Below are 14247 nucleotides of genomic sequence, written 5' to 3'. Positions count from 1 at the left end.
TCACGGAAGGGGCCGTGTCGGGGGGTGTCCGCCCGCAGCGGTTGTCGCGTCAACGAAGAGTTAGTCGGTGTCCGACCCCATCGCGACGTTCCGAGGACGGACACCCCCCGGCGCGGCCCCGACCCACGACGAAGCCGTGGGGCTGCCCCGCGTCCGTCAGTCAGTCCGAGATCAGGCCTTCCCGCAGCTGCGCCAGCGTCCGGGTCAGCAGCCGGGAGACGTGCATCTGCGAGATGCCGACCTCCTCGCCGATCTGCGACTGAGTCATGTTCGCGAAGAACCGCAGCATGATGATCCGCCGCTCACGAGGCGGCAGCTTGGCCAGCAGCGGCTTCAGGGACTCGCGGTACTCCACGCCCTCCAGCGCGGTGTCCTCGTACCCCAGCCGGTCCGCAAGCGACCCCTCGCCGCCGTCGTCCTCCGGCGCCGGCGAGTCCAGCGACGACGCCGTGTACGCGTTCCCCACCGCCAGCCCATCGACGACGTCCTCCTCGGACACCCCGAGCACGGCCGCGAGTTCGGTGACCGTAGGAGACCGGTCCAGCTTCTGCGAGAGCTCGTCACTGGCCTTCGTCAGCGCCAGCCGCAGCTCCTGCAGCCGCCGCGGCACCCGCACCGACCACGACGTGTCGCGGAAGAACCGCTTGATCTCGCCCACGACCGTCGGCATCGCGAACGTCGGGAACTCCACCCCGCGTTCGCAGTCGAACCGGTCGATCGCCTTGATCAGCCCGATCGTGCCGACCTGGACGATGTCCTCCATCGGCTCGTTCCGGGACCGGAACCGCGCCGCGGCGTACCGCACCAGCGGCAGATTGAGCTCGATCAGCGTGTCACGGACATACGCACGCTCGGGGCTGTCCTCGTCGAGCGCGGCCAGCCGCAGGAACAGGGAGCGGGACAGGGTGCGGGTGTCGATGGCGCCCGCCGTCGGAATCGCCGGGGCGGGCTCGGCCGCCAGGACGGCCGGAGCATCATCGATGGGGCCGAGTGAGTCGAGAGCATGGGGAGCTGTCTCGCTCTCCGCGAGCGTGAGCACCTTCGAGCTGCCCTGTTCTGCGGACATGCCACCCCCTTTGGGTCGCGGGACGGTCGCGGCGAACGCTCCCGTCTGAGGAACGCAGCCTTCACCTGAATACCGGCGCCGAAGCCCCGGCAAACGCGCTTCCCGCAGAATGTCACATGTCGGCAACACGCTGTAGTGACATGTCGACATCTGAGACGCGAATCCGCCCTGCAAACAAGGGGTCTGACGACGTGTCGGCCCGCAACCGCCGGGAACGCCCTGATCAGCGATTCCCTCGCCCAGGTGACCTCTCGCTCGCGTTTGCGGTTACGCGTCGATCCGGTTCGCAGACCGCAACCGCTGGAAGCTACGCGCGAGTAGCCGCGAGACATGCATCTGCGAAACGCCGAGCTCCGCACTGATCTGAGACTGCGTGAGGTTGCTGTAGTACCGCAGCAGCAGAATCCGCTGCTCTCTTTCGGGCAGCTGTACGAGCAGATGCCGTACGAGATCCCTGTGCTCCACGCCGTCCAGCGCGGGATCCTCGTAGCCGAGCCGGTCCAGCAGCCCCGGCAGTCCGTCGCCCTCCTGCGCGGCCTCCAGCGAGGTCGCGTGGTACGACCGCCCGGCCTCAATGCAGGACAGCACCTCGTCCTCGGTGATGCGGAGCCGCTCGGCGATCTCCGAGGTCGTCGGCGTACGCCCGAAGGAGGTGGTCAGGTCCTCGGTCGCGCTGTTGACCTGGACCCACAGCTCGTGCAGCCGGCGCGGCACATGGACCGTGCGGACGTTGTCGCGGAAGTACCGCTTGATCTCGCCCACGACCGTCGGCATCGCGAACGTCGGGAACTGCACGCCCCGGTCCGGGTCGAAGCGGTCGATGGCGTTGATGAGCCCGATGGTGCCGACCTGGACGACGTCCTCCATCGGCTCGTTGCGGGAGCGGAAACGGGCGGCCGCGTAGCGCACGAGCGGGAGGTTGGCCTCGATGAGCGCCCCGCGCACCCGGTCGTGCTCCGGCGTGCCCGGCTGGAGCTCCTTGAGCTGACCGAAGAGGACCTGCGTGAGTGCGCGCGTGTCGGCGCCACGGCTCCGCTGGGGGGTCGCTTGGGGGGTCGCTTGGGGGGTCGCTTGGGGAGTCGCTTCAGGGGAGGCTTCCGTGGCAGAGGAGGGTGCCTGAGGCGCAGTACTGGCCAGCACGGTCAACTCCACCTCGTCATCCGTCAACCCATCAGTCAACTCTTCCATCAAAAGCGGTCATAGCATCACAAGACATGTCCACTGTGTGCAAGCACCCCATAACTACGTGTTGGGGGATGAAAAGCGGCATCCATCGGCACGCGGCACGGCAGAGCCCCCCGTCGGAACGACGAGGGGCTTCAGGTGCCTGGGGGCCGAGGGCCTCAGAACTCGTAGTCGGCGATCACCCACGTGGCGAACTCGCGCCACAGCGCGACACCCGCCTGGTGGTCGGGATGCTCCACGTACCGGCGCAGCGCGTCCGCGTCGTCGAAGGCCGAGTTGATGGCGAAGTCATGGGCGATGGGGCGGTCGCTGACGTTCCAGCCGAGCTCCCAGAAGCGGATCCCGGGGATCGCGCCGTCGAGCGCGCGGAAGGCCTCGACGCCCTTCACGACGCGCGGGTCGTCGCGCTCGACGCCCTCGTGGAGCTTGAAGAGGACCAGGTGGCGGATCATCACTTTCCTCCGTCGGCGACCCATGTGGCGAAGTCGCCGAGGGCCTGGGCGGCGTCCGATATGCCCTGGAACCCTATCTGGACGTAGTCGGCGGCCTTCTCCGGGTCCGTGATGATCACGTACATCACAAAGACCACGACGACGTAGACGGTGACCTTCTTCGCGTTCACCGCCATCGCGGCCTCCCCTGTCCCTGGTGTCCCATGCAGCGCACATGATCGCACGAAGGTCCGAGCCCACCGAAGGGGCAGATCGCACGAAGGGCCCCGTCTGACGACGGGGCCCTTCTCAAGCGGTAGCGGAGGGATTTGAACCCTCGGTGACTTGCGCCACACTCGCTTTCGAGGCGAGCTCCTTCGGCCGCTCGGACACGCTACCGAGGGAGACCTTACAGCAAGGTGCGGCGTGCTTTGAAATCGGTATTCAGCGGGCCCGGAAGAACTCCGTGAGCAGCCGCGAGCACTCCTCGGCGAGCACGCCCTCGATCACTTCGGGCCGGTGGTTGAGCCGCCGGTCGCGGACCAGGTCCCAGAGGGAGCCGGCCGCGCCGGCCTTCTCGTCGCGGGCGCCGTAGACGAGACGGTCGACACGAGACTGCTGGATGGCGCCCGCGCACATCGTGCAGGGCTCCAGCGTCACCACGAGGGTGCAGCCGGCGAGCCGCCACCGGCCCTCCGCGGATGCGGCCCGGCGCAGGGCGAGCACCTCCGCGTGGGCCGTCGGATCGCCGCCCGCCTCACGTTCGTTGTGCCCGGCCGCGAGCACGGTCGTGCCGTCCGGGGCCAGTACGACGGCGCCGACGGGGACGTCCCCGCCCCGGACGGCCTCGGCGGCCTCGTCCAGGGCGAGTCGCATCGCGGGCCGCCAGGGGTCACGTACCGGATCCGGCGGTCCGGGGCCGACGGGACCGGTCAGCGGACGGCCTCCAGCGTCTCCGAGGCGCCCAGCGACTCGGCGATCTCGGTGACGGCCTCCGTCGACATCAGGCGCAGTTCCTTCTCGCTGACGCCCAGGTCGTCGAGGATCTGGACGTCGCCGACCGGGCCGTGCGGCACGGCGTCCGCCGATCCGGTGGCCCCGTCACCGTCGTCGGACTCGTCGTCCTCGTCGGGCTCACCGTCCTCGGTGCCGTCGAGGTCGAGGGCGTCCAGGTCGTCCCCGTCGTCGGGATCCCGGCCGAGCAGTTCGTCGGTCAGCAGGATCTCGCCGTAGCTGCTGCGGGCAGCGGCGGCGGCGTCCGAGACGTAGATACGAGGGTCGTCCTCGCCGTCCACGCGGACTACGCCGAACCAGGCGTCCTCCTGCTCGATGAGCACGAGCACCGTGTCCTCGTCGGGGGAGGATTCACGGGCCAGGTCGGCAAGATCCGACAGGGTTTCCACATCGTCGAGCTCTGTGTCGCTCGCTTTCCACCCGTCTTCGGTGCGCGCGAGCAGTGCGGCGAAGTACACCGTGACTCTCCCACTGGTCAGAGGCGTGCCGGTTGGGGGTCCCCCCGGCGGAGGTTGAGGGCGGGGAGTGCTCGTCCGAGCCCCGCCCACTCGGAATCGTGGCAGAAACAAGGCGTTCAGGGGACGTCTTCGGCACCCTGTGTCCGGCAGTTTTGATCGCACGCCCGTTGCCGCCACCTGCGGATCGTACGCGGCTTTCCCCCACTCCACGCACGGTCACCGCGACAATGCCCGCGCGGTTCGTGATCTTCTCCGACGGTTTCCTCACCCGTTTCCTACCGACGGAACACGCCGCGGGTCCCACGGTCGGACGCGTGCGGTTCCGCCGGTGGGACCCAGCGGAAGGCATGCCACTTCGCGGCATCCGGACCCCCGGCCGGACCCGTGCGGCCGACACCGGCGGACACGTCCGGGTGCCACCCACGGACCCGTGCGGGTGCACCGGTGAAACGCGAGTTCGCGCACGGACACAGTGGTCCTGGCACCGAACCCATGAGGGGTCCCACCGGCAGACCCGTACGGGTGCCAGGGCGACCCGTGCGGCCGTGTCGGCGAACGCGTCCGGGGCCCACCAACGGACCCCACTGGGTTATGAGGGCGTTCCCGTGCCGTCCTGCCGACGGACGTGTCTTGGGGCCCGCCGGGCGAACCCGGTCAGGTGCCACCGGCGGACCCGTGCGGCCGCGTCGGCGGACGCGGGCCGGTTCCACCGGATGACCCGGTTGGGTCCTACGGGCGTACCCGTGCCGTCCTGCCGACGATGGGGCGGTGTGGGTTCCGTCGGCGTGGGGTCGTGTCACCAGCGGAACGTGCGCATCCGCATGGCGTGTCGCAGGCGGGCTGTCTTGGCTCGGCGGGGCTGGACTCGGTCGCGTAGTTCGCGGGCCTCGGCGAGGTCGCGCAGGAAGCGGGCGCGGCGTCGGCGGCGCTCGGCGGAGGACACGTCCGGCTCGTCCGTCCGGTCGGCCGCCGGGTCCGCCCCGGGCCACGCGCGCGGCGACAGATCTTCTCGGAAATCCCTGTCGGGCATCTGGCTCATCACCCCCAGTTCGTCCTTCCCGCCTTCCCCGGGACGGGCGATTGACGCCGGCGAACGCCGTGCGGCCCGTGTCACCCGGCCCGGCTACTGTTGTGGACATGCGTCTCCACGTCGTCGACCACCCACTGGTCGCCCACAAGCTCACCACGCTGCGCGACCAGCGCACCGACTCCGCGACCTTCCGCCGTCTCGCCGACGAGCTGGTCACCCTGCTCGCCTACGAGGCCACGCGCGACGTGCGCACCGAGCAGGTCGACATCCGGACGCCGGTGGCCACGACCACGGGCGTCAAGCTGTCCCACCCGCGCCCCCTGGTGGTGCCGATCCTGCGGGCCGGGCTCGGCATGCTGGACGGCATGGTCCGGCTGCTGCCGACCGCCGAGGTGGGCTTCCTCGGCATGATCCGCAACGAGGAGACGCTCGAGGCCTCCACGTACGCGACGCGGATGCCGGAGGACCTGTCGGGACGTCAGGTGTACGTGCTGGACCCGATGCTCGCCACCGGCGGCACGCTGGTCGCGGCGATCCAGGAGCTGATCAAGCGCGGCGCCGACGACGTGACCGCCGTGGTGCTGCTGGCCGCCCCGGAGGGCGTCGAGATCATGGAGCGCGAGCTGGCCGGCACCCCGGTGACGGTCGTGACCGCCTCGGTCGACGAGCGCCTGAACGAGCACGGCTACATCGTGCCGGGCCTCGGCGACGCGGGCGACCGGATGTACGGCGCGGCGGAGTAGGAAACCCGGAAACCCCCGAGCCCTTGAGGGGCCCTCGCGCCAAGCCCCTCAGCAGCCCTTCTTCGGCGTGGCCGCCGGCTCGGGCCTGGCCAGCTTGGTCAGGGCCCGGTCGGCGTCCGGCTTCTTCGCCAGTGCCTTGAAGCCGTCGCCGATGACGAGGTCGACGGCGGCACCCTTGCGCGCCGCCTCGGTACGCCGTTCGGCGTTCGGCATGTGCGTGCCGAGCACGGGCAGCGAGGTGTCGAGCGCGGCGGCGGGCCCGAGCAGTACGCCGGTGCCCTTGACCTTCTTGTCGTACTGCTTGGTCGCGTTGCCCACGTCGCCGATCTTGAAGCCGCGCTTCTTCAGCTCGTCGGCGGTCTTCTTCGCCAGCCCGCTGCGGGTGGTGGCGTTGAAGACGTTGACCGTGATCGTGCCCGGCTCGGGCAGCGCCTTGGCGGCGGGCGAGGCGCTCGCCTTGGTCCTGGGGGCGCAGTCCGTGCCGTTGCCGGCTGCCGAAGCCTTTCCGCCGCCGCCCGTGAAGACATCGATGAGCTGCAGCGTGCCCCAGCCGCCCACGCCGAGCACGGCGACGGAGGCGACGACCACGACGACGAGCCTGCCGCGCCGCCGGGGCCCGCGCATCCGGGGGTGCTTGTTGCCCGTGATGCGGTATTTGCCGCCCATGCCGGGGGGAGTCAGCATGCTCATGAGCGCAGCGTAGTGCGCCTGGGCGACGATGCCTACTAGATGATCATTCGACATCGGCCAGACGGACCAGCCGAACCCGAAAGGGCCGACTCGCCGGCGGCGGGGGTCAGTCCAGCTCGAGCACGCGCGCGTGCAGCACCTGGCGCTGCTGGAGCGCCGCCCGCACCGCGCGGTGCAGGCCGTCCTCCAGGTACAGATCGCCCTGCCACTTCACGACGTGCGCGAAGAGGTCGCCGTAGAACGTCGAGTCCTCGGCGAGGAGGGTCTCCAGGTCCAGCTGCCCCTTGGTCGTCACGAGCTGATCGAGGCGGACCGGGCGCGGCGCGACGTCCGCCCACTGCCGGGTGCTTTCCCGGCCGTGGTCGGGGTACGGCCGGCCGTTTCCGATGCGCTTGAAGATCACACGGAAAGCCTACCGGGCAAGACGTTCCGGGCGCAGCCATGGCGCCGTAGTGCGACGCTGAAAAAAACCCCACAAGGCGGTACGAACCGGAACAGGGGCGTGAATATGCCGGACCGCGAGACCATGCCGTCGGCCCCGGCTCCGGAAGTGTCGGAGCGCGCCGCCGCCCTCCCCCAGGAGGCCCTGAAGATCGCCTCCGGCTACGCCTTCTCCGGCCCCGCCCTGCATCTGGGCGCCCTGCTGTGGGACGGGACGTGTCTGCCGGACGCGCAGATCCGGGTGCCGCTGGCGATGCTCAACCGCCACGGCCTGGTCGCGGGCGCCACCGGCACCGGCAAGACCAAGACGCTCCAGCTCATCGCCGAGCAGCTGTCCGCCCAGGGTGTGCCCGTCTTCCTCGCCGACATCAAGGGCGACCTCTCCGGGATCGCGGCGCCGGGCCGCTCGGACGCCCGGGTCGAGGGCCGGGCCAAGGACGTCCACCAGCACTGGACGGCGACGGGGTTCCCGGCCGAGTACTACGCCCTCGGCGGCATCGGCCGCGGCATCCCCCTCCGGGCCACGGTCACCGGCTTCGGACCGCTGCTGCTGTCCAAGGTGCTGCGGCTGAACCGGACCCAGGAGCAGTCCCTCGCCCTGATCTTCCACTACGCCGACGGCAAGGGCCTGGAGCTGATCGACCTCAAGGACCTCAGGGCGGTCGTGACCTTCCTGACCTCGGACGAGGGCCGCCAGGAGCTGAAGACGATCGGCGGTCTGTCGGCCGCCACCGCCGGGGTGATCCTGCGGTCCCTGACGGCCTTCGAGGCGCAGGGCGCGTCCGGTTTCTTCGGCGAGCCGGAGTTCGACACGGCCGAGTTGCTGCGGACGGGTGAGGACGGACGCGGCACGGTCTCCGTCCTGGAGCTGAGCGCCGTACAGGACCGGCCGCAGCTGTTCTCGACCTTCCTGATGTGGCTGCTCGCCGACCTCTTCCACGATCTGCCCGAGCTCGGCGACGTCGACAAGCCGCGGCTGGTCTTCTTCCTCGACGAGGCGCATCTGCTCTTCGACGACGCCTCCGAGGAGTTCCTGGAGTCGATCACGCAGACCGTGCGCCTGATTCGCTCGAAAGGGGTCGGCGTCTTCTTCGTGACGCAGACCCCGAAGGACGTGCCCGCCGATGTCCTCGCCCAGCTCGGCAACCGCGTCCAGCACGCGTTGCGCGCCTTCACCCCCGACGACCAGAAGGCCCTGAACGCCACGGTGAGGACCTTCCCGAGGTCCCCGTACGACCTCGAAGAGGTGCTCACCAACCTGGGGACGGGCGAGGCGGTCGTGACGGTGCTGAGCGAGAAGGGCGCCCCGACGCCCGTCGCCGCGACCCGGCTGCGCGCGCCCGAGTCCCTGATGGGTCCGGTCGGCCAGGAGGCCCTGGACCGGGCGGTGGAGGAGTCGCCGCTGTACGAGCGGTACGCCCGGGCCGTGGACCGGGAGTCGGCGTACGAGCGGCTGTCGGGCGGGCGGGGCGGCCGCGGGGCGAAGGGGCCGGACGAGATGCGCGATGCCACCGCCCCCGTGGACGAGGAGCGGCCGTCCGCCGTGGAGCAGGTGGTCGGCAGCGGGGTGTTCAAGTCCCTGGCCCGGTCCGTGGGGACGCAGATCGGGCGGGAGATCACACGGTCGCTGTTCGGGACGGCCCGGCGTTCAGGGCGGCGTTCGGGGCGGCGGAGGCGCTAGTTCTTCTCCGCCGCCTCCGTCGCCTCTGCCGCCCTGCCGCCTCCGCCGCCTCCGTCGCGGGTGGATCAGCCGCGTTCTCGTTCCTTCGAGGGCTGCTGCGGCTTCCGCGTGTCCGGCTTGGCATGGGGCTTGGGGGTGCTGCGGGCGGCCTCCGCGCGCAGCAGGGCGCGCAGGACCGCGTACGGGTCTTGAAGCATGGCTGTTCCTCGTCGTTCCTCGTCGTTCCTGTTCCGTGCGGGGCTGAGGGACCGGTGTCCGGTCCGGTCAGCAGCGCAGGACCTCGGAACGCGGGGGACGAGGGGCGTGCGGCGGGCCCGGCGGTACGGGCGCGGGGCGCGGCGCGGTGTACACGGGCCCGGGGGCCGGGAGCGGGGCGGGGCGCAGTGGGACGGCGGTGCGCCGGGCGGCCCTGGCGGACGGGCGCAGGACGGTGTCGAGGACGTCGCACTCGACGGCCGTGCTCTCCCCGGAGACGGCGGCCGCCGGCCCTGTGTGCGCCTCGGCGTGCGCGCCCGGCACGAGCAGGGCGAGCAGCAGGACGAGCACCCGCGGCCATGAGGTCCGGCGGGTACCGCGGGGGACCGTCATGATCCATGCTTGGACCGGAACGGAGGGGCCCGCCACCTGGGGCGGGCCACGTGGCTGACGCCTGTGGGCGTTACTGGCCCGCGGCCTTCGCCGCCTTGGCCGCCGCCTTCATCTCCTGCTTGTGCGCCCGCACCTTGACCAGGGATTCGGGCCCGGTGATGTCGGCGACGGAACGGAAGGACCGCGGCTCGCCGTAAGCGCCCGCGGCCTCCCTCCACCCGGCCGGCTGCACCCCGAGCTGCTTGCCGAGCAGGGCGAGGAAGATCTGTGCCTTCTGCTTGCCGAAGCCCGGCAGCCCGGCCAGCCGCTTCAGCAGTTCCTTGCCGGTGCCGACGTCCTTCCAGACGGCCTCGGCGTCACCGTCGTAGTGCTCGACGAGGTACTGGCACAGCTGCTGGATCCGCTTGGCCATGGAGCCCGGGTAGCGGTGCACGGCCGGCTTCTGGGAGAGCAGCGCGGCGAAGGCCTCGGGTTCGTGCGCGGCGATCTCGTGCGCGTCCAGGTCGTCCGTGCCGAGCCGCTGGGCGATCGTCGCCGGACCCTTGAACGCCCACTCCATCGGGACTTGCTGGTCCAGCAGCATCCCGACCAGTGCGGCGAGCGGACTGCGGCCGAGCAGCGCGTCGGCCTCGGGGTCCTGGGCGAGGTGAAGGGTGACGTCCATGCCCCGATCATCCCCCGGCCCGGGCCCGGCCGCGCTCCCGCAGGCTCTAGGAGGCCCGCCAGTACCCCAGCGCGTGCACCCGCTGCTTGGGCAGGCCCAGTTCCTTGCGTACGTACGCCGCCAGGGCCCGGGTCGTCGCCGTGTCGCAGGCGATCCAGACGTACGGGTCCAAGGCGCCCTGGAGCAGCCCGGGCAGGTCCGCCTTCACCCGGTCGACCAGCTGGGCGCCGGAGTCCTGGCGGGGCACCTTGCGCAGCTCGTGCCGGGCCGGGTCGGTGCGGAAGGGCAGGTCGTCGTCGCCGCCCTCGAACCAGACGGTGGCCGGGGCGGAACCCAGGGCGTCCAGGAGGGAGTTGATGGCAGGCAGCGAGGCGGGGTCGCCGACGGCGAAGACGTGCGAGGGCGCGGGGCTCGGGTGCTCGAAGCCGGTGCCCTGGACGGTCGCCTCGACGGTGTCGCCCGGCTCGGCCTTCCTGGCCCAGTCGCTGGCGCACCCCTCGTGCAGGGCGAACTCCAGGCTGAAGGTGCCGGCCTCCGGGTCCGGGTCGACCAGGGTGTAGGCCCGCTGGTGGGGCTTGCCCGCGTTGTCGAACCACAGCCGGACCCACATGGTCGGGTGGACGCCGGTCGCCGCCAGCAGACCGCCGTCGGTGAAGGAGAGCCTCCGGTAGTCCGGGGTGACGTCCTCCGCGCCGGTCACGGTGAACACGAAATCCTTCGCGCGCAGCAGCTTGAGGACCGCGCCTTCCCAACCCCGCCCCTGCCCCATCGCTTGTTCACCCTTCACGTACTATTCCGCCACGATCGACATCAACTTAGGCAAGCCTAACCTAAAAAAGAACTAGCCTGAAGAACAGAAGGAGCACAGCGTGGCCACCGAGATCTACCGTGACGCCTGGGGCATCCCGCATCTGCGCGCCGGCAGCGCGGCCGAACTCGCCCACGCGCAGGGCCGCGTCACCGCCCGCGACCGGGCCTGGCAGCTCGAGGTCGAGCGGCACCGGGCCCAGGGCACCTCGGCGTCCTTCCTCGGCGAGAGTGCCCTGGCCTGGGACCGGTTCGCCAGACGGGCCAGACTCGACGACACGGCCAGGCGCTGCTTCGCGGAGCTGGAGAGACAGGACCCCGAGACGGCGCGGTGGGTGCGGGCGTACGTCGACGGGGTCAACGCGGGGCTGGCCGAAGGGGCGGAGACGGCCCCCGAGTTCGCCCGCACCGGCCTCACCCCCGGGACCTGGCACCCCTGGACCCCCCTCGGCGTCTGGCTCGCCACCCACATCCTCTTCGCCGGGTTCCCGGCCAAGCTCTGGCGCGAGCAGGCCCTGAACCACCTGGACGCGGACGCCGTCGGCCTGTTCGCGACCGATGGTCCCGGCACCTCCGGCTCCAACGGCTGGCTGGTGAGCGGGGAGAGGACCGTCACCGGGCAGGCGGTCATCGCCGGCGACCCCCACCGCTGGATCGAGGACCCGGGCGTCTACCAGCAGATCCACCTGTCCTGCCCGGAGTTCGACGTCGTGGGCCTGGCGGTCCCCGGGGTCCCCGGCATCGCCCACTTCGGGCACACCGGCTCCGTCGCCTGGGCGATCACCAACGCCATGGCCGACTACCAGGACCTCTACCGGGAGCGGCTGCGGCGCACCGGGGCCGGGGTGGAGGCCCTCGGACCGGACGGGGTCTGGCACCGGGCGGCCCGGCACACCGAGGTCGTCGAGGTGGCGGGCGAGGAGCCGGTCGAGGTCGAGGTGATCGAGACCGACCGGGGACCGCTGGTCATCGGAGGGCCCGAAGGGATCGACGGCGATCCGATGGACCTGGCGTACGAGGACAGTCCGGTGGATACGGCGGCGCCGGGCGGTCCGGCAGGCCGGCGGGATCCGAACGGTGGCCCGGCAGGTGCGGGTGTGCCGACGGACCCGGCGCGTCCGGGCGGCCCGGTCGATCCCGCCGCCCCGGTCGGCGGCCCGGTCGATCCAACCGCCCCCGTCGGCGCCCCCGTGGCGATCAGCCTGCGCTACCCGCCCCGCGTCACCGGCGACCTCGGCTTCGGTGCCCTGCTGCCGCTGCTGCGGGCCCGCCGGGTCGCGGACGTGGACCGTGCCTTCGACCGGTGGGCCGAGCCGGTCAACGTCGTCCAGGCCGCCGACACCGAGGGCGGTGTGCTGCACCGCGTGGCCGGGTGGGTGCCGCTGCGCGCCCAGTCCAACCGCCTGCGCGTGGTCCCCGCCTGGGAGCCCGGCCACGAGTGGACCGGCCGGCACGAGACGCCCCGCGCCGGGCTCACCGACGGCGTCGCCGTCATGGCCAACCAGCGCGGCCCGGCCGCACCCCTCGGTGTCGAGTTCGCCCCGCCGCACCGCGCCGGCCGCATCGCCGAGCTGCTCTCCTACAAGGAGCGCTGGTCCGCCGCCGACATGCCCGCGATCCACACGGACACCCACCTCGCCTCGGCGGGCCCCCTGCTGGACCACCTCCGCGCCCTCGACGGCCTCACCCCCGAGGCCGCCGCCCTCCGGGACCGGCTCCTCTCCTGGGACCGCCGTATGGACGCCGGCAGCGCCGACGCGGCCCACTACGCGGCGGTGCGCGGAGCGGTCGTACGGCAGCTGGCGGCGCACCCGGCCTTCGCCGCACTCGCGACACCACCGGCGTACCCGGAGGTGTTCCAGCCCTGGCTTGCCCTCCTCCCGCGCGTCGGCTTCGCCCTCGAACACCTGCTGCGGGCGGAGGACCTGTACGGAATCGACCGCCCGGCGGCCGTCCGCGCGGCGCTCGAGGAGGTGGCCGCGCGGCCCCCGGCCGGCGTCTGGGGCGACACCCACCGCCTCACCCCCTGGCGACCGCTGCACCCCGAAACGCCGTACGACGAACCGGCGCTGTCCGGCGACCACGACTGCGTGCTGTGCACCTCGGGCGTGCCCGGCCTGACCGACCGAGCCGCCCGCGGCCCTGCGGCCCGTTACGTCTGGGACCTGGCCCGGCGCGACGACAGCCGCTGGGTGGTCCCGCTCGGCGCCTCGGGCGTCCCCGGCTCGCCCCACCACCGCGACCAGCTCCGGCTGTGGCTCGCGGGAGACCTCGTCCCGGTCGTCACCGACTGGACCCTGCTGAAGAAGGAAACCGATGTCTGACCCGTACGCCTCCCGCACGGCCGTCCACGAGCAGACGGCCGACGGCTTCGGCACCGTCCGCGTCCTGCCGCTGGACCCGGAGGCCGACGCCGCCGTGATCCACCGCTGGGTGCGGGAGGACCGGGCCCGCTTCTGGGGCATGAACGGCCTCACCGAACGGCAGGTGGCCGAGACCTACGCCCACCTGGACATCCTCGCCACCCACCACGCCTTCCTCGTCGTCCGGCACGGCGAGCCGGTCGCCCTCCTCCAGACCTACGAGCCCGAGGCCGACCGCGTCAGCGAGTGCTACGACGTCCGGCCCGGCGACATCGGCGTCCACCTGCTGCTCGCCCCCGCCGGCCCGGGCGGCGCGCGCTCCGGCTGGACGGCCCGGCTGGTGGCGGCCATCGCCGCATACGTCCTGCTGGGCCTGGGGCGACGGCGGGTCGTGGTCGACCCGGACGTGCGCAACGAGAAGGCCGTCACCCGCTTCCTCAAGCTGGGTTTCACGGCCGGGCCGGTGGTCGTGCTGCCGGAGATCGACCTCCCCGACGTGTACCTGCCGGAGAAGAAGGCACAGCTCGCCTTCCTCGACCGGGAAGTACTCTTCCCCGGGTGACTCCCGACGAGCTCATCGCCCATTACGGACTCGAGCCGATCCCGCGCGAGGGCGGCCTGTTCCGGCAGACCTGGGCCGGTCCCGAACGCCCCGACGGCAGACCCGAAGGCACGGCGATCGTCGCGCTCCTGACGACGGACGCCTTCTCCGCCCTCCACCGCCTGCCGACCGACGAGGTCTGGCACTACTACCTCGGCGATCCCCTGGAGCTGCTCCTGCTCGCCCCGGACGGGAGCACCCGGACGGCGGTGCTGGGCCCGGACGTCCTCGGCGGCCAGCACGTCCAGTTCACGGTCCCGGCAGGTACCTGGATGGGCGGGAGGACCCACGGGGAGTGGACTCTGTTCGGCTGCACGATGGCGCCCGGCTTCACGTTCGAGGGCTATGAACACGGGGATGAGGGGGAGCTGACGGCGCGCTATCCGGCAGAGGCGGACAGGATCGCAGGGCTGTCCCGACCTGCTTTTTAGGGGCGCGGGGCCGTATCGATTTGCGGCTCCGCCGCGTGGGCGCGAACGACCCCC

18 protein-coding genes and 1 tRNA gene are annotated in these 14247 nt (G+C 71.7%); 5 read left to right on the top strand and 14 right to left on the bottom strand.

The window, feature by feature from the left end; translation table 11 throughout:
• Positions 1 to 160: 160 nt before the first annotated feature.
• From ACWIF2_RS14900 to ACWIF2_RS14865, 8 genes are all read right to left on the bottom strand, one after another.
• Positions 161 to 1066, bottom strand: a complete 906-nt coding sequence (locus tag ACWIF2_RS14900) for an RNA polymerase sigma factor SigF (RefSeq protein ID WP_454360652.1) — start codon at positions 1064 to 1066, stop codon at positions 161 to 163.
• Positions 1067 to 1333: 267 nt separating this feature from the next.
• Positions 1334 to 2254, bottom strand: a complete 921-nt coding sequence (locus ACWIF2_RS14895) for an RNA polymerase sigma factor SigF (RefSeq protein WP_454360651.1) — start codon at positions 2252 to 2254, stop codon at positions 1334 to 1336.
• A 155-nt stretch (positions 2255 to 2409) separates the two neighbouring features.
• Complete coding sequence (locus tag ACWIF2_RS14890) at positions 2410 to 2703, bottom strand: Dabb family protein (RefSeq protein ID WP_454360650.1); 294 nt, start codon at positions 2701 to 2703, stop codon at positions 2410 to 2412.
• Positions 2703 to 2879 (bottom strand): hypothetical protein, encoded by a 177-nt coding sequence (locus ACWIF2_RS14885; RefSeq protein ID WP_454360649.1) that lies wholly within the window; start codon positions 2877 to 2879, stop codon positions 2703 to 2705. The genes ACWIF2_RS14890 and ACWIF2_RS14885 overlap by 1 nt, the downstream gene beginning before the upstream one ends.
• A gap of 117 nt (positions 2880 to 2996) precedes the next feature.
• A tRNA-Ser gene (locus tag ACWIF2_RS14880) sits at positions 2997 to 3081 on the bottom strand.
• Positions 3082 to 3126: 45 nt separating this feature from the next.
• Complete coding sequence (gene tadA, locus ACWIF2_RS14875) at positions 3127 to 3558, bottom strand: tRNA adenosine(34) deaminase TadA (protein ID WP_454360648.1); 432 nt, start codon at positions 3556 to 3558, stop codon at positions 3127 to 3129.
• Positions 3559 to 3614: 56 nt separating this feature from the next.
• On the bottom strand, positions 3615 to 4154 hold the full coding sequence (locus tag ACWIF2_RS14870) for a tRNA adenosine deaminase-associated protein (protein WP_454360647.1): 540 nt from the start codon (positions 4152 to 4154) through the stop codon (positions 3615 to 3617).
• 796 nt (positions 4155 to 4950) lie between these two features.
• The gene (locus ACWIF2_RS14865; protein ID WP_399022467.1) at positions 4951 to 5184 is read right to left on the bottom strand and encodes a hypothetical protein; all 234 of its coding nucleotides are present in this window, start codon (positions 5182 to 5184) and stop codon (positions 4951 to 4953) included.
• A 107-nt stretch (positions 5185 to 5291) separates the two neighbouring features.
• Here ACWIF2_RS14865 and upp point away from each other — a divergent pair, with 107 nt between their 5' ends.
• Positions 5292 to 5927, top strand: coding sequence for a uracil phosphoribosyltransferase (gene upp, locus ACWIF2_RS14860; RefSeq protein WP_189727300.1), 636 nt, complete (start codon positions 5292 to 5294; stop codon positions 5925 to 5927).
• Between the two features lie 48 nt (positions 5928 to 5975).
• Here the strand turns inward: upp and ACWIF2_RS14855 are convergent, their stop codons facing one another.
• Both ACWIF2_RS14855 and ACWIF2_RS14850 read right to left on the bottom strand, forming a co-directional pair.
• Positions 5976 to 6593: a LytR C-terminal domain-containing protein gene (locus ACWIF2_RS14855; protein ID WP_454360657.1), complete on the bottom strand. Its 618-nt coding sequence runs from the start codon at positions 6591 to 6593 to the stop codon at positions 5976 to 5978.
• Between the two features lie 130 nt (positions 6594 to 6723).
• The gene (locus ACWIF2_RS14850) at positions 6724 to 7020 is read right to left on the bottom strand and encodes a type II toxin-antitoxin system VapB family antitoxin (RefSeq protein ID WP_003999914.1); all 297 of its coding nucleotides are present in this window, start codon (positions 7018 to 7020) and stop codon (positions 6724 to 6726) included.
• 105 nt (positions 7021 to 7125) lie between these two features.
• Between ACWIF2_RS14850 and ACWIF2_RS14845 the strand changes: the two genes are divergently transcribed.
• Positions 7126 to 8739, top strand: a complete 1614-nt coding sequence (locus ACWIF2_RS14845; protein WP_454360645.1) for a helicase HerA-like domain-containing protein — start codon at positions 7126 to 7128, stop codon at positions 8737 to 8739.
• Positions 8740 to 8804: 65 nt separating this feature from the next.
• On the opposite strand, the gene ACWIF2_RS14840 is transcribed toward ACWIF2_RS14845, so the two are convergent.
• The 4 genes from ACWIF2_RS14840 to ACWIF2_RS14825 all read right to left on the bottom strand — a co-directional run bounded on the left by ACWIF2_RS14840 (position 8805) and on the right by ACWIF2_RS14825 (position 10760).
• Complete coding sequence (locus tag ACWIF2_RS14840; RefSeq protein WP_454360644.1) at positions 8805 to 8936, bottom strand: hypothetical protein; 132 nt, start codon at positions 8934 to 8936, stop codon at positions 8805 to 8807.
• 67 nt (positions 8937 to 9003) lie between these two features.
• Positions 9004 to 9327, bottom strand: coding sequence for a hypothetical protein (locus ACWIF2_RS14835; protein ID WP_454360642.1), 324 nt, complete (start codon positions 9325 to 9327; stop codon positions 9004 to 9006).
• Between the two features lie 70 nt (positions 9328 to 9397).
• Complete coding sequence (locus tag ACWIF2_RS14830) at positions 9398 to 9991, bottom strand: HhH-GPD-type base excision DNA repair protein (RefSeq protein WP_454360640.1); 594 nt, start codon at positions 9989 to 9991, stop codon at positions 9398 to 9400.
• Positions 9992 to 10037: 46 nt separating this feature from the next.
• Positions 10038 to 10760, bottom strand: a complete 723-nt coding sequence (locus ACWIF2_RS14825) for a siderophore-interacting protein (RefSeq protein WP_454360638.1) — start codon at positions 10758 to 10760, stop codon at positions 10038 to 10040.
• Positions 10761 to 10860: 100 nt separating this feature from the next.
• Here ACWIF2_RS14825 and ACWIF2_RS14820 point away from each other — a divergent pair, with 100 nt between their 5' ends.
• Genes ACWIF2_RS14820 through ACWIF2_RS14810 form a run of 3 tightly spaced genes read left to right on the top strand, consistent with a single transcriptional unit; the run spans position 10861 to position 14193 of the window.
• Complete coding sequence (locus ACWIF2_RS14820; RefSeq protein ID WP_454360636.1) at positions 10861 to 13122, top strand: penicillin acylase family protein; 2262 nt, start codon at positions 10861 to 10863, stop codon at positions 13120 to 13122.
• A complete protein-coding gene (locus ACWIF2_RS14815) occupies positions 13115 to 13723 on the top strand; it encodes a GNAT family N-acetyltransferase (protein WP_454360634.1) in 609 nt (202 codons plus the stop codon). The genes ACWIF2_RS14820 and ACWIF2_RS14815 overlap by 8 nt, the downstream gene beginning before the upstream one ends.
• Positions 13720 to 14193: a cupin domain-containing protein gene (locus ACWIF2_RS14810; RefSeq protein ID WP_454360632.1), complete on the top strand. Its 474-nt coding sequence runs from the start codon at positions 13720 to 13722 to the stop codon at positions 14191 to 14193. Before ACWIF2_RS14815 ends, ACWIF2_RS14810 begins: the two co-directional genes overlap by 4 nt.
• Positions 14194 to 14247: the final 54 nt, after the last annotated feature.

Source organism: Streptomyces sp. NPDC055506, assembly GCF_053643595.1.
This window is presented reverse-complemented; position numbering and strand designations above follow the sequence as displayed.